Origin of the sequence: Tenuifilum sp. 4138str (genome assembly GCF_041102575.1) — a bacterium.
GTDB lineage: Bacteria > Bacteroidota > Bacteroidia > Bacteroidales > Tenuifilaceae > Tenuifilum > Tenuifilum osseticum.
The window spans coordinates 1-21,136 of record NZ_JBGCUE010000006.1 but is presented as its reverse complement, the minus strand read 5'-3'; the positions used below and the strand labels follow the sequence as shown (position 1 = coordinate 21,136).

10 protein-coding genes and 1 rRNA gene are annotated in these 21,136 nt (G+C 40.7%); 9 read left to right on the top strand and 2 right to left on the bottom strand.

Annotation, left to right across the window (positions count from 1 at the left end):
- The first annotated feature begins 258 nt into the window (after positions 1-258).
- Genes AB6811_RS07170 through AB6811_RS07130 form a run of 9 tightly spaced genes read left to right on the top strand, consistent with a single transcriptional unit; the run spans position 259 to position 19,885 of the window.
- A complete protein-coding gene (locus AB6811_RS07170; RefSeq protein ID WP_369489766.1) occupies positions 259-3,285 on the top strand; it encodes a SusC/RagA family TonB-linked outer membrane protein in 3,027 nt (1,008 codons plus the stop codon).
- A 17-nt stretch (positions 3,286-3,302) separates the two neighbouring features.
- The gene (locus tag AB6811_RS07165) at positions 3,303-4,790 is read left to right on the top strand and encodes a RagB/SusD family nutrient uptake outer membrane protein (protein WP_369489765.1); all 1,488 of its coding nucleotides are present in this window, start codon (positions 3,303-3,305) and stop codon (positions 4,788-4,790) included.
- Positions 4,791-4,836: 46 nt separating this feature from the next.
- Entirely contained in the window at positions 4,837-5,712 is an 876-nt protein-coding gene (locus AB6811_RS07160) for a LamG-like jellyroll fold domain-containing protein (protein WP_369489764.1), read from the top strand.
- Between the two features lie 51 nt (positions 5,713-5,763).
- Positions 5,764-7,413: a glucoamylase family protein gene (locus tag AB6811_RS07155; RefSeq protein WP_369489763.1), complete on the top strand. Its 1,650-nt coding sequence runs from the start codon at positions 5,764-5,766 to the stop codon at positions 7,411-7,413.
- 18 nt (positions 7,414-7,431) lie between these two features.
- The gene (locus tag AB6811_RS07150; protein WP_369489762.1) at positions 7,432-8,835 is read left to right on the top strand and encodes a glucoamylase family protein; all 1,404 of its coding nucleotides are present in this window, start codon (positions 7,432-7,434) and stop codon (positions 8,833-8,835) included.
- A gap of 54 nt (positions 8,836-8,889) precedes the next feature.
- A complete protein-coding gene (locus tag AB6811_RS07145; RefSeq protein ID WP_369489761.1) occupies positions 8,890-12,081 on the top strand; it encodes a discoidin domain-containing protein in 3,192 nt (1,063 codons plus the stop codon).
- Positions 12,082-12,093: 12 nt separating this feature from the next.
- Positions 12,094-14,097, top strand: coding sequence for an MFS transporter (locus AB6811_RS07140; protein ID WP_369489760.1), 2,004 nt, complete (start codon positions 12,094-12,096; stop codon positions 14,095-14,097).
- Between the two features lie 14 nt (positions 14,098-14,111).
- Positions 14,112-16,550: a beta-galactosidase gene (locus AB6811_RS07135; protein WP_369489759.1), complete on the top strand. Its 2,439-nt coding sequence runs from the start codon at positions 14,112-14,114 to the stop codon at positions 16,548-16,550.
- Positions 16,547-19,885 (top strand): GH36-type glycosyl hydrolase domain-containing protein, encoded by a 3,339-nt coding sequence (locus AB6811_RS07130; RefSeq protein ID WP_369489758.1) that lies wholly within the window; start codon positions 16,547-16,549, stop codon positions 19,883-19,885. Before AB6811_RS07135 ends, AB6811_RS07130 begins: the two co-directional genes overlap by 4 nt.
- A gap of 444 nt (positions 19,886-20,329) precedes the next feature.
- Here the strand turns inward: AB6811_RS07130 and AB6811_RS07125 are convergent, their stop codons facing one another.
- Together AB6811_RS07125 and rrf are read right to left on the bottom strand one after the other, a co-directional pair.
- Positions 20,330-20,614, bottom strand: a complete 285-nt coding sequence (locus AB6811_RS07125; RefSeq protein ID WP_369489757.1) for a hypothetical protein — start codon at positions 20,612-20,614, stop codon at positions 20,330-20,332.
- A gap of 445 nt (positions 20,615-21,059) precedes the next feature.
- Positions 21,060-21,136 (bottom strand): 5S ribosomal RNA (gene rrf / locus AB6811_RS13790); the annotation flags it as partial.

Sequence of the window (21,136 nt, the reverse complement as noted above, 5' to 3'; positions counted from 1 at the left end):
CACTTGAGTGAAATTATTAGGTTAATTTCTTCAAATCATACTTTAAAAATTTTACAAAACATTCTGTTGTATTTATTTGTTTACCAATTATTTAAAAATCCTTTGATTTGAAGTGATGTAGTATTGAGCAACGGAATCCTGGGTTGATTTTCGACCCCCGTAATTAATGATGATGTTAAATAGTGGACTTTAGCTAACCCACAATATAATTTTGATTGCGCAAACGTTTTAAACGAATTGTTCAAAAAACAAAAAGCTATGCACAGCCTAACTCAAACCAAACCAAAAACTTTAATACGCATAGCGGGAACTTTCTTGCTTGTTCTACTTTTCAGTTCATCATTTGCACAGCAATTAATTAAAGGAACTGTAAAGGCGGGCGATACAGGCGAAAAACTTCCCGGTGCAAACGTTACTGTTAAAGGCACAACCCGGGGTACCAATACCGATTTGGAAGGAAACTACCAAATTGAGGTGCTCCCCGGCGATAAGATCTTAGTGTTCTCATTTGTAGGATTTGAGGATACAGAGGTAGAAATTACAAATCAGAAGGTAATAGATGTTACTCTAAAATTGAAGTCAACTCAACTTCAGGAAGTTGTTGTGGTTGGCTATGGAACCCAGAAAGCCAAGGACCTTACTGCCCCAATTGTGACAGTTAAAGGTAACGAGCTATCAAAACAGGTTGCATCGAACCCAATGAATGCCTTGCAAGGCAAAGTTTCCGGTGTTCAAATTATTAACAGCGGTGAACCAGGTAGCGGAGCTACAGTAAAAATAAGGGGAGTTGGCTCAATTGGCGATTATGCAAAACCCCTTTACGTGGTAGATGGAGTTTTTGTTGACAACATCGACTTTTTAAGCTCGAGCGATGTGGAAGATCTTACAGTGCTCAAAGATGCCTCGGCCGCTGCTATTTACGGTGTTAGAGCCGCAAACGGTGTAATTATTGTTACCACCAGGAAAGGCAAAACGGGTATACCTACTGTAAGCTACGATAGCTACGTTGGATTCCAAGTTCCAGTAAACATCCTTAAAATGGCCTCAAAGGATCAATATATTACTCTCCTTAACGAGGCAAATGAGAATATCCCGGGTTATGTTCCCAAAAATCCTGCCGATTACCCTACCAGCACCGATTGGTATCAGGAACTTGTTCGCCCAGCTGGTATGAATAATCATAACCTGGACATTTCTGGATCAACCGATAAGACTTCATACTCAATTGGGGGAAACTATATATACCAGAACGGTATTATGGATGCCCAGAACAATTACCAGCGCTATAACATCAGGGGAAGACTTGACCAGCAAGTAAATAAAAACTTAAAAATTGGCATTAATACCATTATATCCAATTACTCCAGGTTCAACCCAAATACTGGAGCTTTTTTTGGGGCATATGTTAACCCACCTGTTTACTCAGTTTATGACCCAGCAAACAGCGATGCCTACCCTGTAAAGTTTGGTGCTCCGCAAAAATATGGATTTGGTAACCAGTACGGGAATCCTGTTGCGGCTGCTTACTATGTCGATAACTTTGAAAAAGGACATAAAGAGGTTTTCAGTATATATGCTGAACTCGATATTATTAAAGATAAACTAACCTACCGTGCAGCCTACAATCAGGATCAAGATAACTGGAACCAACGCAGCTATACTCCTCAGTTCTATGTTGGTGGCTCGCAGGGAGTAACCAAATCAAGCTTGACAAAAACATTTGGAGGCGCCTCCAAACAAATTATTGATAACCTGTTAACCTATAAGAATAGTGCTGGAAAAACATCATACTCCATACTCCTAGGGCATTCAGTCAGAATGGAGAAATGGGAAACCCTTTCGGGCTATGCCAATAGCGTTCCCGGATATGATGATCAATCGAAATACCTTATTAATGGCTCATTCCGCGACCGTAATGCTTACGACGCTGCAGCAAGGTACAACGGACTTTCGTTTTTTACGCGGAGTACTCTGAACCACAATGATAAATATCTTGTAACCCTTACGTTCCGTGCCGATGCAAGTTCAAAATATCAACAAAAATGGGGTTATTTTCCCTCATTGGGTATTGCATGGAATATCACCCAGGAAAACTTTAGTAGAATTAATGAAAAGTTTGCCAACCTGAAGCTACGCTTAAGCTGGGGGATGCTTGGCAATGATAATATACCCGCCAACTCCTCGATGATTCTTGGTCAAACTGGCGTTGGAAGTTCAGGAGTGTTTGGCGATAATTTGGTGGATGGCATGGGTGCTCAAACTGTTTTGCAGAATTACTTGAAATGGGAAACTGTTACAGAACTGGATATGGGGATTGACTTTACCCTTAAAAATCAAAAATTATCGGGTGAACTCGATTATTACCGACGCGTTACCAACAATGTAGTGTTTTATGCTCCCATTGCCACAGGAGGTGGTATTGCTGAACTTTTAGGTAATAATGGAAAAGTGTTGAATACGGGTGTTGAGTTTTCGCTGAACTACAAAAACGAGATATCAAAGGATCTTAACTATAACATTTCGTTCAACGCTACATTCAATCATAACGAGGTTCTTGAACTTAATGGTAGGGAGTACATCCCCAGTGGTTATGTAAGGGGGAACTACACAACCCGAACTGCTGTAGGGCACCCCATAGGCTCATTCTACGGGTATGAGATTGACGGTGTATACAAGAGTGAACTTGAAGCTTTACGCGACCCAGTAAGTCAGGCCATTAAGGATAAAGGATATTTCAAGTATAAGGATCAAAACGGCGATAAGATTGTGGATGAAAATGATAAAGTTTACCGGGGTAGTGCAATACCTTGGCTAATTACGGGGTTTGATTTTGGTTTAAACTACAAAAAATTTGATGTAAGCCTTTCCATTACCGGACAGTATGGCAACAAAATTTTGAATGCCAAAAGGATGAACAGGGATGTATTTTCCGATGGAAACTACGATGAAGATTTTTACAATAACCGATGGACTACCTCAAATAAATCGACCGATTACCCATCGGCTGAAGCCTATAACTCTTCATTTATTCAGCAAGCTAACGATTTCTTTGTTGAAAATGGCTTTTACATTCGGATTCAGAATGTGCAAATAGGCTACACAACCGATAAAATTCCTTACGTACCCAAATTTCGGGTATTCTTCACAGCCCAACGCCCATACACATTCTTTACATACAAAGGTTTTACCCCTGAAGTTGGAGGATCGCCTATCAGTAGTGGTATCGACTTCAATGTTTACCCCATGCAAGCCATTTATACACTGGGCATTAAGCTGATATTTTAACTCAAAATCTAAGCGCCATGAAAACATTAAGATACATCATAATAACACTTGCATCGGTTCTGTTACTTTGGAACTGTGAAGATTTTCTCGACTTTCGGCAGGAGGGAACCTTACCCACAACCGGAATTGATTACACCAAGTCCGAAAATATTTTTCTTTCAGTAAGCGCTGCCTACGCCAAGTTGAGAAACTGGGGAGCACATGTTTTCCCCTACATTGGGGCGTTTGAAATTGCCTCGGATAATGCCGATAAGGGTAGTACACCTGAAGATAACCCTGAAATGCGCGATATTGACAACCTGACCTTTCAGCCTACCAATGGTCTTATAAATTCCTTGTGGACTGGTTACTACGATATAGTTAGCGGTGCCAACTACGCCATTCATCAAATGCCCCTATTCGTTCAAAACTTACAGAATAAACCAGATCGCGATTATGCCATTCAATGCCAAGGCGAGGCTAAAGCCATTAGAGCGTACGCATACTTTAACCTGACCCGTTTATTTGGGCGAGTACCTATTGTAGACACAGTTCTTTCCTCTGAACAGTTAGCCTCACTTAGTCAGGCTAGTACAAATGAATTATACGCTTTCATTGAGAAAGACCTGGAAGAGGCCATTGCTGTTCTACCCGATGGTTACACCAAGGAATGGGGTGGCCGAATATCCAAATACACTGCAATGGCAATAAAGGCTAAGGTACACCTATACCAATCGGAATGGGACTCAGTAGCGTCCCTAACCGATAAAATTATTGCATCGGGCAGGTTCAGACTTCTCGATAACTTCCGCGAAGTATTTAGCATGGATGGAGAGAATTCAAAGGAATCGCTTTTTGAAATTCAAAGTTCTACACTTGGAAAGTCATCGGGCGATGCTGCTTATCTTGAGTATGGGTATGTACAGGGGCCGCGCGGAAACTCACCTGCCAATATGCAAGGCTGGGGTTTCTGTACACCAAGTCAAAACCTAATCGATTTTTATTCTGCGCGTGGTGAAATAATAAGACCCGCAACTACACTGCTTTACAGGGGAACTAAAACACCGGAAGGCGACAGCATTAAAATGAGTTGCACCAACCCTGTTTACAACGGAAAGGTATATACACCCTCATCGCAAAATAGATGGGTGTACAATGGGTATGGTTTTGACCATAACATCAGGGTGATCAGGTATTCCGATATCCTTTTGATGTATGCCGAGGCATTGGTGCAAGGCGCTACTGTTCCCTTAACCTGTGGCTTAAGTGCCGATAATGCTGTTAACATGGTTCGAAACAGAGCTGGTTTACCCAGTATCAGCGGAGCTACTCTACAGGACATTTGGGACGAACGCCGTGCCGAACTGGCCATGGAGGAGGACAGGTATTTTGATCTGGTGCGGACAAATCAGGCAGCAACCGCACTTGCATCGAAGGGATTTGTGGTGGGAAAGCATGAGCATTACCCAATACCGGCTGCCCAAATGCAACTGAATCCAAATTTAACTCAGAATAACGGATATTAATCAAATTAATCAATTTAAACCTATGTCTAACTTAAATTTAAGTCCTATGAAGAACAAATTCAGAATTTTTGGTGCGCTTCTTTTTGGCGCTGTAGTAATGGGTGGATTACTATTCACCGCATGCAGTAAAGATGATGATGACAATGACAATGGGAAGGTTGATCCAAGTACCATTGCAACAGCTAACCTGGTTGCTTACATGCCATTTGACGACAATGCCCTTGAAACCATTGGTAATATTACCCCATCGCAACAGCCTAATGTTACTTACGTTGTAGGTCGTAGGGGTAAGGCTTACCAGGGTGCCAGTGGCGCATATCTACGCTACAATCTACCTGACAACAGCAAACTTAAAACCCTAAAGTCTTACACTGTTGCCATGTGGATTAAATCCCCTAAAGTAGATGGTACGCCTGTACCTAAAGTTATCGAAATCGGAAAATCCGATGATTTATTCTGGGGAAACCTCACAATCATGATTGAGAGGCTTACTGATCCTGGTGCCGATTCACTATTCTTTAAGCTACACTTTAAAAAAGTAGGTGTTCCTTGGGAAGGTCAATGGATTGAAGCAAAGAAATCAATTTTCCAGGTAAATAAATGGATGCACCTTGTGTTCCAGTACGACGCAACTACCTCCAAGTTTATGATTTACAAGGATGGCGTAAAAGTTGAATTCCCTGAAGCAGTTGAAAATCGCTACGCCAACGATCAGCAGGAACCCCTTGGCGATCTGAACTTTGTTAACGCCGACGTGCTTAACATTGGTGCATGGAGACCAAAAACCGATTCTCAAGCCACTGATGAATGGATGGGTTGGTTCATGGGCAACCTGGATGAACTCCGTGTTTACGATAAAGCACTATCAGCTACAGAAGTTAAGGCTCTGTACGATGCCGAAGTATCACAAATTACTGAATAACCGAATTTTTAGGGTGGGGGAAACACCCCACCCTATTTTTTATTAAACCCTATGAAGTACGTTTTTTCGATAATCGCACTAACTGGAATTTTACTTACCGTAACCTTTTGCAAAGAAGAGGAGACGGTAAAACCCATTGGAAATATAATGGTCGACTCAATTACCATTGACGGGATTAAAGTTTATGACAATGGTCAAATCAACCATATTGGTTTTAAACCAAACATAAAAGTTTACTTTGATAAACCAGTTGATAGCCTTAAGATTGATACCTACAATATTTACTTCTCTGGAGATACATACAATAATTACACCCATAAATTTTCAGGCGACTCAAGAGTTTTAAGTGTAACACCAAACCAAGATCTGAAATCGCTCACCCTTTATCGGTTCACAGTATCGCAAGGCAAAAACTTGGGTGGCAATATCATAAATGGGTATACAGCCAAGTTTTTCACTAAGCTCGATTCAACCGATAAGTTTCAGCAAATTTCGGACGATAGCCTATTAACGCTAATTCAGCAACGTACCTTTAAGTACTTTTGGGATTTTGCCCACCCAACCTCAGGTTTGGCAAGGGAAAGGAATACATCGGGCGATATAGTTACAATTGGAGGTAGTGGTTTTGGCATAATGGCAATCATTGTTGGCATTGAACGAGGTTTCATAACCAGAGCCGAAGGCATAAGCCGTTTCTCAACCATTGTAAATTTCCTTAAAGATGCCGATAGGTTTCATGGCGCATGGGGGCATTGGTATAACGGTGTAACAGGCAAAGTTTATCCTTTTAGCACAAACGATAATGGAGGCGATTTGGTTGAAACCGCGTTTCTGGTTCAGGGGCTTATCACACTCCGGCAGTACCTTAACCCTAATGAGAGTTCTGAAAACAACTTAATAAACCAAATAAATGAGTTGATTAATGGAGTAGAATGGACATGGTACACTAAGGGTGGCGAGGATGTTCTATACTGGCACTGGTCGCCTACCGTTGGCTGGGCAATAAATATGCAAATTAGAGGCTACAATGAGGCATTAATCGTTTATGTATTAGCCGCTTCTTCAACTACCTACCCCATTAACCCTTCGGTTTACCATTCCGGTTGGGCAAGGAATGGAGCTATTACCAACGGGAAGACTTTTTATGGAATATTCCTACCGGTTGGTTTTGACTACGGGGGGCCCCTTTTCTTTGCCCATTACTCATTTATGGGCCTTGACCCCAGAAATTTAAGTGATAACTATGCAAACTACTGGCAGCAAAACGTAAACCACACCCTTATTAACCGTCAACATTGTGTTGTTAATCCTGGACGATACCCCTTATATAGCGCTGATTGCTGGGGGCTAACTGCATCGGACGACAATACAGGCTATGGTGTGCATGAGCCCACCCGCGATATTGGAGTTATTAGCCCAACTGCTGCTCTTTCGTCCATGCCTTATACCCCTGAGGAATCGAAAAAAGTGGCACGCTTCCTCTACTATAAACTTGGAAACAAAGTTTGGGGTGAGTACGGCTTTTACGATGCATTTAATGTAACTGCAAATTGGTGGGGTACAAGCTATTTGGCAATAGACCAAGGGCCAATAGTAGTAATGATTGAGAACTATCGTAGCGGTTTATGCTGGAACCTTTTCATGTCGGCACCCGAGGTTAAGCAAGGACTTTCCCGTCTTGGTTTCAATACTAGCAGGTAACCTAAAAAACGCATGGCTATGGCTATCAATGGTAAAATTGGAATGTTTTGGAAGGTATCAATGGTGCTTACCTTCCTAATGCTCTCATGCTCAAAAACTAATAATATCAGCTTTCCATCAAAGGGCAAAATCAATTACTCCTTAACGGCCGAGGAAGAAAAAATGCTCGATTCAATTCAGTATAAGACTTTTCAGTACTTTATGAATGAGCATCACCCTCATTGGGGTGCTGTAAAGGACAGAGCAGCCAAATGGTCGCCAATTAGCATTGCCGCAACAGGTTTTGCTATTCCTTGCTTTGCAATAGGTGCTGAGCGTAAATGGATTAGTCGCGATGAGGCAGCCCAAATAACCCTGAATATCCTTAAATTCTTTAAAAATTCTGAGCAAAGTCCTGACCCTCTTTCTTCGGGCTATAAAGGCTTTTACTACCATTTCCTAAACATGGAAACTGGAAAAAGGGAATGGAAGTGTGAGTTATCATCGGTAGATACAGGCCTACTGCTCATGGGGATAATTTTTGCCCGCAACTACTATAATGCAAATAATAGCGTGGAACGTCAGATTCGCCAAATTGCTGACTTTTTAATAAAAAGGGTTGACTGGGATTTCATGCAAATGCCACCTCAAGGGCAATACGCTTACACCATTTCAATGGCATGGTATCCGGAATCGGGTTTACACAATATGGGCTGGAAAGGGTATAACGAAGCGCTATTCCTATATGTACTGGCGGCAGGATCAGGAATGAAAAATATTGAAAAGGCATACAATTCATGGATTGAATCCTACAACTGGTACACTCCTTACAAGGATTTTTCTCATGTTGCATTCCCGCCACTTTTTGGCCATCAGTTTTCACATGCTTTTATCGATTTTCGTGGTTTACAAGACTCATACATGAGCAAAAAAGGAATCGATTACTTCATTAACTCCCGTATTGCCACTTACGCTCAGCGAGAGTATTGCATCGATAATCCCCATGGGTGGGTTGGTTACGATTCACTTTGCTGGGGAATAACTGCATGCGATGGGCCAACCGATAAGTATAATTTTGACAATAAAGTTTTTCTCGGATACGCAGGCAGGGGGGCCAGCGGAAGGGAGCTTAACTATTTTGATGATGGCACTATAGCCCCCTATGGGCATCTATCATCGCTACCTTTTGCTCCTGAAATTGTGCTCCCAACAACTAAAGCAATGTTGCAGCGCTATGGCGATAAAATATGGGGTAAATATGGATTTTACGACTCATTTAACCCAACTGCTAAATGGGTTGATAACGACTTTATTGGAATTGATCAAGGCCCAATGCTCATTATGATTGAAAACTTCAGAACAGGCATGGTTTGGGACTATATAATGCCCGATCCAATAATTCAGTCAGGGTTAAAGAAACTTGGTTTTCAGAATTTAAATTGATTGTTTTCTGAAATTAAGAATCGTCAACTTTTTTCTTACTAAAACACTCTTGGTATGAACCATCACTTAAAGGCAACAATTACTGCTGCTTTGCTATCAGTTTTAACATTTCACATCGGAGTAAAGGCTCAAACAGTAACTCTCGATCAGTTCGAATCAACTGAAGGCTGGAACTATATTAAGTCGGATGGGGTAAATATTACCGTTCAAACCGACAACGGTCTTTCCGGCAAATCCATTTGCATAACATATAACTTCGCTAAGGGTACAGGTTACTGTGGTATTCAAAAGCTTTTTCCCATTAATTTGCCAGATAACTATGAGATAACCTTTTACATAAAAGCCGAATCGCCCTCAAATAATTTTGAAATTAAGTTTATTGACAGTACTGGTAACAATGTTTGGTGGGTGAACAACCGCAATTACAATTTCCCTACAAACTGGCAAAAGGTTAGAGTAAAACCTCGTCATATCAGTTTTGCTTGGGGGCCAACCACCGATACACGTTTTAGAAGAATTGATAGAATAGAGTTTACCGTGGCATCGTTCGTTGGAGGAAGTGGAAAAATATGGATCGACAGTCTAACCTTTAAAGCCCTACCCCCAATTTCCAATGAGTACCCTGCTCCAACTGCCTATGAAATTTCAGGTACAAAATCAAAACCAATTGCCGAAGTACTTGACCAGCAGCCCCAAAGCGTTTGGGTTGCCAAAAACAAAAATAATCAAGAGATACTGATTGATTTGAAAGCACCGCGCGAAATTGGCGGGTTAAAAATTAATTGGATGCAAGGCAAACAAGCCCAAAAATTTGATGTACTGATATCATATGATTCCATAAATTGGGAAAAACCATTTAATGTCAACTCAAATATTAACAGCACAAGCTACATCCGCCTGCCTGAGTTTGAAACCCGATTCCTAAAACTAAAACTAAGCCAAAGTAATAATTCCAAGGGTTTAGGAATTAAGGATATTGAAATCATAAAGGTTGAGGAATCGAACACACTTAACAACTTTTTTAGGTACATAGCAAAGAATTCGCCAAAGGGATATTACCCACGGTACTTTCTTGAACAGGCTTCCTACTGGACAATTTCAGGTGTAAGTGGCGATTCAAAGGAGGCACTGATTAACGAAGATGGCATGGTTGAAGTTGAAAAAGCAAGTTTTTCCATTGAGCCCGTTGTAAAGGTTGGCAATAAAATTTATGATTGGTCGAATGTAAAAGCCTCTCAATCGCTTACCTATTTTGTTGATGGTAAAACCTATGATTACACACCTACGGTTAATTGGCATACCGATGATATTGACTTACAGGTAGGCATTACCTCCTACGGAAATGCAAATAGTTCATCAAAACTACTGATTGGTTACACCTTAAAAAACAATACCAACAAAAACCAAACAATTCATTTTTACTTACTTATACGACCATTTCAGGTTAACCCCTACTACCAGTTCTTAAACCTTGCCGGTGGTGTTGGAACAATAAAAAAAATATCAACAAACGCATCAAAAGATAGGGTTGAAGTTGATAATACCTCTCTATACTTTACCCAAAAGTTTGAGTCGTTCTTTGCCGCTTCATTCTATAGCGCTAATCCCACCGAGGTGATACGGAGTAACCTCCAAGAAGTAACTATAGCAGAAACAGATAATTTAGGTTTAAATGGTGGATTTGTTAAATACACCATAAAGCTAAAAGCCGGTCAATCCCATACTCTATTTGCTATTGCGCCATATCATTCAAAAAATATCAATGACTCAGAATTAAATACGAAAAATATCGTCGATACAATTGCAAAAGTGTCGGACTACTGGCGCGACAAAACCGAATACGTAAAGTTCAATTTACCCAGCACTGCCGAACATTTATTAAAAACCTACCGTGCCAACCTAATGTATATTTTAATTAACCGCGATATTCATGGCATACAACCCGGTTCCCGTTCGTACGAGAGAAGTTGGATGCGCGATGGTTCTCTTACTTCATCGGCATTACTGAAATCGGGCATTACTGATGAAGTTAAGGAGTTTATTGAGTGGTATGCTCAAAATCTTTATGATAACGGCAAGGTTCCCTGTGTTGTGGACTTTAGAGGCCCCGATCCTGTTGCAGAGCATGACAGTCACGGTCAATTTATCTACTTAATACATGAATACTTCAGTTTTACACACGATACAGCTTTTCTGCGAAAGATGAATCCTTATATCCTCAGAACAATAGGTTACATCGAATCGTTGATAGCCGAACGCTCCACTGATTATTTCAGGTATGGAAACGATAGTGTGAGAGCCTTTTATGGTTTAGTTCCCGAATCAATTAGCCACGAGGGATACTCAGCAAAACCAATGCACTCATACTGGGATAATTTCTTCATCCTTAAAGGGCTTAAGGATGCCTGCGATATTCAAATCGCTTTGGGAAATCATGAGGAATATTCGCGCATTAAGCAAGTAACTGATACTTTCAGGAAAAATCTATATGAATCGATAAACCTCACCATTAAGAACCACAATATTAACTATATACCAGGATGTGCCGAGCTGGGAGATTTTGATGCCACATCCACAACAATTGCACTTACTCCATGCAATGAGTTCGAAAATCTTCCTAAACCTGAAATTTACAATACCTTTGAAAGGTACTATACATACTTTAGCCAGAGAAAAACGGGCCAAATAAACTGGGTCAACTTTACACCCTATGAGAACAGAATTATTGGCTCGTTCATAATGCTCAATCAGCCCGAAAGAGCCCATGAGTTAATTGATTACTTCCTAAGCCAGCAACGCCCTCAAGGGTGGTATCACTGGGCTGAAGTGGTTTGGAATGATTATAGAACCCCGGCTTACATTGGCGATATGCCTCACACCTGGGTAGGTAGCGACTTCATTAATGCCTTCAGAAATATTTTTGTTTACGAAGATATTGACCACAACACCTTATGTATTGGCTCAGCTCTTAAACAGGATTGGATTGACAGCCCTCAAGGAATTTCGGTTCAAAACCTTCCAACATACTACGGGAACCTATCTTACTCTATTAAAAAAGGAAACGACCACTACACAATAAAAATTGGCGGAAATATTAGAGTTCCAGCCAATGGAATATGTATCAGAAACTTTAATGGTTCTAAGTTTCCCAAAGGGGTAGAAGTGAATGGTACTATGCTTAATACCTACAACGTAAATGAGATACGAGTTAATGAAATCCCCTGCGAAATAAAAATTTACTACTAATATCCCAATACAATGGAAAACAATAATTTACAGACAAAAAGTGATAGTAGGATAAAGATTTCACAGCTATTAGCTTATGGGGCTGGCGGCATAATACCCATTGCCCTTTTTAATATTGCTGGCATCCTTGTTGGACTCATGGGGAACATAAGTTTAGGCTTAAGCGCTTTTTGGTTGGGAACAATACTAATTATACCCCGACTTTGGGATGCAATAGCCGATCCAATTATTGGGCATCTCTCGGATAATACTCGCACTCGCTGGGGCCGCCGACGACCCTTTTTACTGGCAGGAGGTATACTGGTAGCAGTATTCTTTGTGGCCATGTGGTGGATACCCAAAGGCGAAACCATACGAATTTGGTTCCCCTCTGAATCGGGCTATCAGTGGTTTCAGCTATCCTACATACTTGTAACACTTCTGCTTTTCTACACCTCGTGCGCAATATTTGAAATCCCTCATGGAGCATTGGGGATGGAAATGACCGTTGACCCCCATGAGCGTACACGGCTGTTTAGCGCAAAAAGCTTTGTGGGAAATCTTTTTGCCATGAGCACCCCATGGCTCTTTGTGCTCGCCAACCTGGAAACATTTAAAGGCCCCGGAGGGAACGAAGCCGATGGAATGCGCTATGTTTCATTAATGATTGCAGCTTTGCTTATACCCCTCTCCTTTTGGTGGACTGCAAAACTACGAGAACCCAGCTTTGTTAGAGTGCAGAAGCAGGAGAAAAAACCTTTCTGGACCGACATGAAGCATACCACAAAAAACAGGAATTTTATTAGGCTTACTCTTGCCATTTTTACCCTTGCAACCGGTTTCAACTTTGTAACGCTGTTGGGCTCATACATTCCTATTTTTTACGTTTTTTCAGGTGATAAGGTAGCTGGAGCATATCTGCTTGGCATTAATGGAACCATATGGGCTATTACAGGGCTTTTAGCAGTTTTTCCGTTGAACTGGATAAGCCCTAAGCTTGGCAAACGCAATACATTAATCCTATCCATTGCATTAATGGCCACCGCACAGCTTTCAAAAATAGTATGCTATAACCCTGAATATCCTTACCTGATAATTATTCCTACTATTCTGCTCTCGGCAGGAATGCTATTCTTCTTCACCCTTGGCTCCTCAATGGTAGGTGATATTTGCGATGAGGATGACTTAAATACTGGGCATAGAAAGGAAGGAAGCTTTTACTCGGTTTTCTGGTGGTTTATTAAAATGGGATTTGCCGTGGCCAGCTTTGTTGCCGGAATCCTTATTGAGTTCACACAGTTCGACCAGAACCAGGTAACAAAAGTTGACTACCTTGAAGGTAGCATAAAGGAAATCAAAGTAAATCTAACCGATAAAAACGTTTTGAGCTACACCGATTACATAAAAAAAATAAAAGATATTAACACTGAAATACTTGGTAATGCAATTAAATACGATGCTTTTTTGGAAAGAGTAAATCAGCACGAAAATCCCCAAACCGACAGCCTAAAAATTCATGCAAAAGTAACTTTACGACAGAACCTTAGCATTACTATCGACAGCCTAAAGTATTGGGATTCTGTTTTAAATGCATCGAGTCCCGACTCTGTCAACCTATCAATCATTGCACAAAAATTAAATAAACAAAAAATGAACTTTAATTTAATTAAAGCTCAAAACAATGTTTACGATCTGATGAACCATTTTGAATCAATAATAGCCGGTAAAGGCGACGGAAACCACTATAAAGAGTTACTAAAGGACATTGCACAAATAAATTGCGTGCTCCAAGAGTATAACATTTATGATATCGATTCCGTCAACATCCGTAAGTTGGACGAAATAACCCAAAAAATTCCTTCCCTAAAACGTCAGAGCCCGTTCACTTTACTTATGATGAGGGTAGTTGAAATTGGATTGCCAGTTATTATGAGTATACTTTCGTTGATATTCATATTTAGATATAACCTTACCGAAAAGCGGCTTCAAGAAATAAAGCAAACATTAACAACCCGAAACAAACTACAGAACCACTAAAAAATAGAAATACTATGAACAAGTTTGGAATTGAAGGCGGATATTTTAGTTTGAATGGCAAAAAAGTATTTCTGAACTCCGGTGAAATTCATTATTTCAGAATTAAACGCGAGCTATGGGAAGAACATCTGAAAAAAGCCAAAGAGGCAGGACTTAAAACCATTAGCAGCTATGTTCCTTGGGTTTGGCACGAGGTTAACGAAGGTGAGTTTGACTTTAGTGGAACAACTCAACCCGAACGCGATCTTATAGGATGGATAGAGCTGTGCCAAAAACATGGTTTTACCTGTATTGTTAAGCCTGGTCCTTTTATACTTGCTGAATACCGAGGCGCTGGTTTGCCCGATTGGTTTCTGGAAAAGTATGGCGACACCATTAAAATGCATAACAGCAAAGGCGAGGCCGTTCTGAGCGATGGCGTTAGCCTGTTTAACCCCGTATTTCTTTCCAAAGTAGAACAATGGTATAACCACGTTATGCCCATTATTAGCCAAAAACAGGTACAAAATGGGGGACCTATAATAATGATGCAGGTTTGCAACGAAATTGGAGTATTCTCATGGCTTGCCCACCAAGCCGATTACAATGAACAGGTAAAAGAGCAATTTATCAGTTTCATCAAAACAAGGTATTCAACGATTGATGAGTTGAACACCCTTTGGGAAAGTAATTACACCTCGTTTCAGGAAATTGAGTTACCCCCCGACGGGAATACCCCTTATAAATCCAAAGGCGATCGTAGCCGCGATTACGAATGGCACTGTTTCTGGAGAAAGTATTACGCTAACTACTTACGATTACTATCCAGTTGGATTCGTAAGCACAATATTTCAATACCCTTATACCATAACCTTCCCGGATGGATTTACGGTCATGGGTACGAGTTCCCCCTCAATATTACCATGTACGAGGATTTATATGAGGATAAAAGTGAGTTGATATTTGGAGTTGACCACATTCCTGAATTTGTCTCGTATAGGAACCTCCACGACGATAGAATCATCAACGACATTGTTAGCGCAATGCAGGGCGAAAAACCTCTGTTTGCCGCTGAGTTTCAGAGTGGATCAAGAGAATACCATGTAGTTACCAATCCGCGTGAAATGGAACTCTTTTACAAGGCAAGCATTGCCAATGGCCTAAAAGGATGGAATTACTACATGTTTTCACAGGGTAAAAACCCACCCGCAAAGGGATATTCCGGTGATACTTTCTACTGGTTTACACCCTTAGATAACCAAGCTAAACCATCGAGTGCATTCCCTGTTGTTCAGAAAATGAGTAGGTTTATTGAAACCCATGAAGAACTCATTCTAACTACTAAAAGAAAAGCCGAGGTATGTGTCCTTTTCTACTCACCATACTACGCCACTGAGCTAGAGCGTCCTGAAGTCGGAGCTTCAGAACTAAAATTTGTTCCAGCTCGGATCCGTCGGTCGGCATATTTCGATGGGTTGCTCAAAGCCCTCCAGGTTCTCAATGTTGACTACGATATGGTTGACCTAGCCAGTTCATCGGTGAACGATTTGTTGGCCTATAAGCAGGTTTGGCTCTTTAGTACCGATGAGATGAATGCTCCCGATCAGCAAACCATTGCAAGTTTTGTGACTAATGGTGGTAATTTGGTTATTTTCCCCTACTTACCCGATAGGGAGATGAACCAAAAGCCTTGCACAGTACTCAGGGATACTTTTAAAATAAAATCATCACAACCGGAAATAATTGATTCCCCCTTGATCAAACTTTATAATTTGACCGATATTAAATGCTCAAACCCACTGATTGCCTATACAACAGAGGGTATTGATGGTGCTACTCCTATAGCCTTTACCCTGAGGGGAAGTATCTGCGGATTTGAAAAGAATGTTGGAAAGGGTAAAGTAGTTCACCTGGGTACCTGGCTAGGATTTGATACCGAAGGCCATTTGCAAGCCTACACAACCATACTAGAGCGTTCAAAAGCTCAATTGGCAAACGCATCGAGCACTAACAATTTTATTACCGTACGTCAGAAGTTTAATGATACCTCTGAATCGCTTTTATTTGTTGGAAACTACTACAACGAAAATCAGAGCGGAAAGATTACCTATAAGCATCCCAAGACAAACGAAAGGGTTCAACTCCCACTAATCGATGGAGAAATTGAGATTCCACCGCTTTACGCCTTTATTTCACCAATTAGTAAAGAAATTGGTAAAGGCATTAATATACTTCATACTACCTCCGATGTTATTGGGATTAACTCAAACAATAATATCATTACTATACACCTTACGGGCGACCCAGGATTGATTGGTGAAATGGTTCTTGAAGGGATAAACATCTCCAAAATTAAGTCGGCCGAAATCTCCGAAAAACCCATTATGCTCATTTGGCATAACAATCGGATAGTATTGAACTACTTACACAGCAACAAGGAAATTGTGTTAACACTAAAAATGCTTGACAAATGAAGCTGAAAAACAATTCAGATTTAGAATTTGAATTTCACAGCAATGGCCGAATAAAGCGTATTTCATCTAATGGTATTCGTATAGGTTTACGCGATACCAACCCATTCTCAATGTTTGGGACAAGTATATTTCTTAGAGAAAGAAATACCCCCAAGAAACACATAATGCTTTTCGGGACAGGCAGTAATTCTGTTTTTACTTTTGAGGATAACTGTTACTTTGCAAAAGGGAAGTGGAACGGTATTGAATACTTAATCAGCCTTCAGCTTCATAACACTGAAAGTTGCTGGCTATGGTCAATTGAATTAACTAATGGGAATTCTTCACCTTCCAATTATGACATAATAATAATTCAGGATGTTGGCTTAAAGCAGCTATCTGTTGGCCCAGTTAATGAATACTACGTGAGTCAATACACTGAAAGGCTAATCCTGGATGATCCTCAGTATGGTGCTGTGGTTTGCTGCCGGCAAAACATGAAAGAACCTACCGGGAACCCTTGGTTAATGGCGGCATGTAAAAATGGTGCAGCCTCGGCCACTACCGATGGGCTTTATGTTTACGGCAACTCATACCGAAAAACTAAAATCCCCCTTGCTTTAGAACTCGATACATTGCCCGGCGAATGTGCTGCTGAATCGTCAGTTATTGCTATCCAATCAAAACCATTCGATTTCAGCAGTGGTAATAACCATCAAATCAGCTTCGTCTTTAGGTTTTTGCCCGATCATCCCTCAGCAACCTCATCAAACGATTTAGCCATTCTACCTAACCTTTTTGAACAATTCAAAAGCAAATACCCTACCACAAGCAATTGGGAAAAGGGAAAGCATAATCTTTTTATTCGCTCTGAATTTTTCCCATCCCAGGATTTGAGTGAAAATGAAATTAACCATTTTTTTAGTCCTGAGAAACGATTCCCTGACTTTAATAACGGCAAATTGCTTTCATTTTTTTATGGCAAGGGCAAGCATGTTGTACTTGGAGAAAAAGATATTCTGGCCTATCGTCCTCACGGGCACATTCTCCAGTCCAATATCAATCTAAATCATGATGATAATATTGTTTCCCTTACAACATGGTCGTTTGGCGTTTTTAATTCTCATCTAAAACAAGGAAACACTAATTTCAATACACTACTTTCGATAAATACAAGTCAATTCAACCTTTTACCCGAAACAGGTCAAAGAATTTTTGTAGAAATCAACAATAGGTATTACCAGCTAGGTGTACCATCGGCCTACGAAATGGGATTGATTTATGCTCAATGGATTTATAAGCTCGATAGTAATATTTTTCAAGTAACAACATGGGCTTCACCTAATACACCTATTGTAAATTTTGATTTTAAGGTAATATCTGGCCATCCAGTAAACATTATCATTACCAATAACCTCGATGAGCTGAACGGTTGGCAAGTAAAATCGTCAGGCTTTCCGAACGGTTTAACCTTTATCCCTAGTCCAGAAAGTCTTCTTTCCAAAAATTACCCTAAAGCCCAATACCGTATGGTTATAAACAAATCGGATTGCGCTAATATAAAATTTGATAACGGCAATTGTATTGATATTGAAAGCAGCTATGCCAATTCGTTTGTCGTTATCAAATCCGATTCAACTAATCAGTTAAGCATAAGTTTTATTTGTGAGCTTCAAAACTTTTTTGACCAGTCAACCATTATCAACCCCGACCAACAGTTTCAGGCAGATTTAGAAGATGCTCTGGCATTTAGAGAAAAATCGGGATTAGAAATAACCCTTTCAGGAAATTCCGATGAAATTGAAATCATTAACGAGATTATACCCTGGTTTGAGTCAAACGCTCTAATCCATTACCTCACTCCCTATGGGTTAGAACAATTTGGAGGTGCAGCATGGGGTACACGCGATGTTTCCCAGGGTCCTGTTGAAATGTTGTTAAGTTTAGGTAAGTACTATGAGGTAAAAAAAATTCTTCAAACAATCTTTTCCAACCAGAACCCCGATGGGTGGTGGCCACAATGGTGGATGTTTGATAGGTATAAAACCATCAGGGCCCACGAGGCCCATGGCGATATTGCCTACTGGTGTATTATAGCCCTCTCCAATTACATCATAAATAGCGGAGATGTTGATATTCTGAACTCGCCATTACCCTACTACACCGAAAATAATGGTGACAGCATGGAGGTTACTCCTCTAATTGAACATGTTGAACGGTTAATTGATAGGATTGTTAAATCGTTCATTCCTGGCACTGCACTAGTGCCATTTGGGGGTGGCGATTGGAACGATTCGCTTCAACCGGTTAACAGCCAACTAGCACAACGTTTGGTATCGAGCTGGACGGTTGAAATGAATTACCAGGCCTTTAAGCTGTTCGAAACAGTCTATAGGCTATTGGGTTTAACCGATAAGGCCGAAGCATTAGGTGAAATAAGTACTAAAATTAAAACAGACTTTAATAAATATTTAGTTTCCAATGGTGTTGTAGCCGGGTACGGACATTTAGAAAACGATAACACTTTTACTCTCCTTCTTCACCCCTCCGATAGTGAAACAGGAGTTAGTTATAGCATCCTCCCAATGAACAGAGGTATTCTAAGCGGGATTTTTGATTCAAATCAGGCTTTCAATCACCAAAAAATAATAACAAATCACCTTTTAGGCCCCGATGGTGCCCGACTTATGGATAAGCCCCTTAAGTATAGCGGAGGTTTACAAAAAATTTTCCAACGTGCCGAAAGCAGTACATTTTTTGGAAGGGAAATTGGCTTAATGTACACTCACGAACATATTAGATATGCGGAAACTCTTGCCGTAACTGGCAAAGCCGAAGAACTTATTTATGCCATACTGCAAGCAATACCAATTAGTTACACAAACATAGTAAAACAGGGCGATATTCGACAATCAAACTGCTATTACAGCAGCTCTGATGTACTATTTAAAAACAGGTACGAAGCCGATAAGCTATACTCCGAAGTTATTAAAGGAAACATTAAATTACATGGTGGATGGCGAGTTTACTCCAGTGGACCTGGAATTTTTATAGGTATTATCTTGGGCAGGTTACTCGGATTCCGATTCAGCAATGAGTTCGTTGTTATTGACCCAGTTCTACCAAAAGAATTTGATGGCTTAAGGGTAAACTTTAGCTTTAGTAACATACCATTTAGTGTTACCTACCACATTACCAAATCAACATTTAGTCCCCGCTCACTTAAAGTAAACCATGTAGAACCGCCCTTTACCTATGAGGTAAACCCATACCGAAAAGGCGGAATAAGAGTTGAAAGAAACTTATTTTTTGGTTTGTTGAACAGCAAGGAAAACAGGATCGAGATCGTTCTTTAGAAAAATATTGATTAAGGCAAGGGATTTACCATAACCCCCATTCACCGGCCTCTGAACGAGTACGGCATACTTTTCGCTACATTCGTTCGCACGCGTCTTTAAACGCGTACGGCATACTTTTCACTACATTCGTTCGCACGCGTCTTTAAACGCGTGCGGCATACGCCGCTCCGCCCGGTAGCCTTCAGTAAATGTAGTAAAAAATACCCTTGTTCAGTCACGTACACAAATTTTTTGTCCAGCCTCATTGCTGGCGCGGACTTGTAGTCCGTGACAAATACTTCTTACTCTTTATTGTTTATTTCAACTATGCTTTATTGAAATAACCGCACGGGTTGGCTTTGCCGAACTCGCTTCGGTCGGTTACAAAGCCACGCGAGCGAAAGGAGCGGGAAAACCGGGCGCACGCATCCAAAGAAGACGCGCGAACAAGGCAAATCCGCGCTAGCGTTCCTTTTTTCTATTATTCAAAAAACCTCTCAGAGCAGCAGTACCCGCTATAATCATTATAATTATTACAAATCCAAAAACATATTCTTTCCCGAATTTAGTATCTAAATATTTTAATAAAGATCTAAAAAATTTAACTTTTGTGCTTGATTCAGATACTTCATTTACAATACTATCATAAAAAAAACAAAGAAATAATAATATTCCTGAAAAGGCGAAAAAACCAATAAGATTCTCCTGCCAACTTTTTAAGTCTTTACTCGGTTTTTCCTTGTTCATATTCTTTAATTGCTTTATTAATTAGTTCTTGAATTTCTGCTTTAACAATACTCTCCTTTAATTCTTGAATGAATGCTTTGTTTACACCATACCCCCGCTCGCGCGGATTTGCAATCCGTGCGGTAACATTAACATTTCACTCGCCATTGCTGGCGCGGACCCATTGCTGGCGCGGACTTGCAGTCCGTGATAATTACTTCTTACGCTTTATTACCCTCGCTCCCGCTCGTTTTTAAACGCGTGCGGCATACGCCCCTCTGCCCGGTAGCTTTCAGTAAATGTAGTAAAAATTCCTTTGCCCGCGCTCACAATTTTTTTTATACACCTATCGCACGCGTATGGACACGCGCGCCAACATGCGGGACTGATGGGATTCGGACGCTAAGGATTACCCTGGGCGGGTACCAAAATAAAAAAGCCCCGCGGGTAATCCCGCGGGGCGTAAGGGGGGCGGCGACCTACTCTCCCGCTGTGACGCAGTACCATCGGCGCTGGCGGGCTTAACTGCCCTGTTCGGAATGG

Coding starts and splice junctions, on each gene's coding strand:
- AB6811_RS07170 (WP_369489766.1), top strand. CDS start 259: ATGCACAGCCTAACTCAAACCAAACCAAAAACTTTAATACGCATAGCG.
- AB6811_RS07165 (WP_369489765.1), top strand. CDS start 3,303: ATGAAAACATTAAGATACATCATAATAACACTTGCATCGGTTCTGTTA.
- AB6811_RS07160 (WP_369489764.1), top strand. CDS start 4,837: ATGAAGAACAAATTCAGAATTTTTGGTGCGCTTCTTTTTGGCGCTGTA.
- AB6811_RS07155 (WP_369489763.1), top strand. CDS start 5,764: ATGAAGTACGTTTTTTCGATAATCGCACTAACTGGAATTTTACTTACC.
- AB6811_RS07150 (WP_369489762.1), top strand. CDS start 7,432: ATGGCTATCAATGGTAAAATTGGAATGTTTTGGAAGGTATCAATGGTG.
- AB6811_RS07145 (WP_369489761.1), top strand. CDS start 8,890: ATGAACCATCACTTAAAGGCAACAATTACTGCTGCTTTGCTATCAGTT.
- AB6811_RS07140 (WP_369489760.1), top strand. CDS start 12,094: ATGGAAAACAATAATTTACAGACAAAAAGTGATAGTAGGATAAAGATT.
- AB6811_RS07135 (WP_369489759.1), top strand. CDS start 14,112: ATGAACAAGTTTGGAATTGAAGGCGGATATTTTAGTTTGAATGGCAAA.
- AB6811_RS07130 (WP_369489758.1), top strand. CDS start 16,547: ATGAAGCTGAAAAACAATTCAGATTTAGAATTTGAATTTCACAGCAAT.
- AB6811_RS07125 (WP_369489757.1), bottom strand. CDS start 20,614: ATGAACAAGGAAAAACCGAGTAAAGACTTAAAAAGTTGGCAGGAGAAT.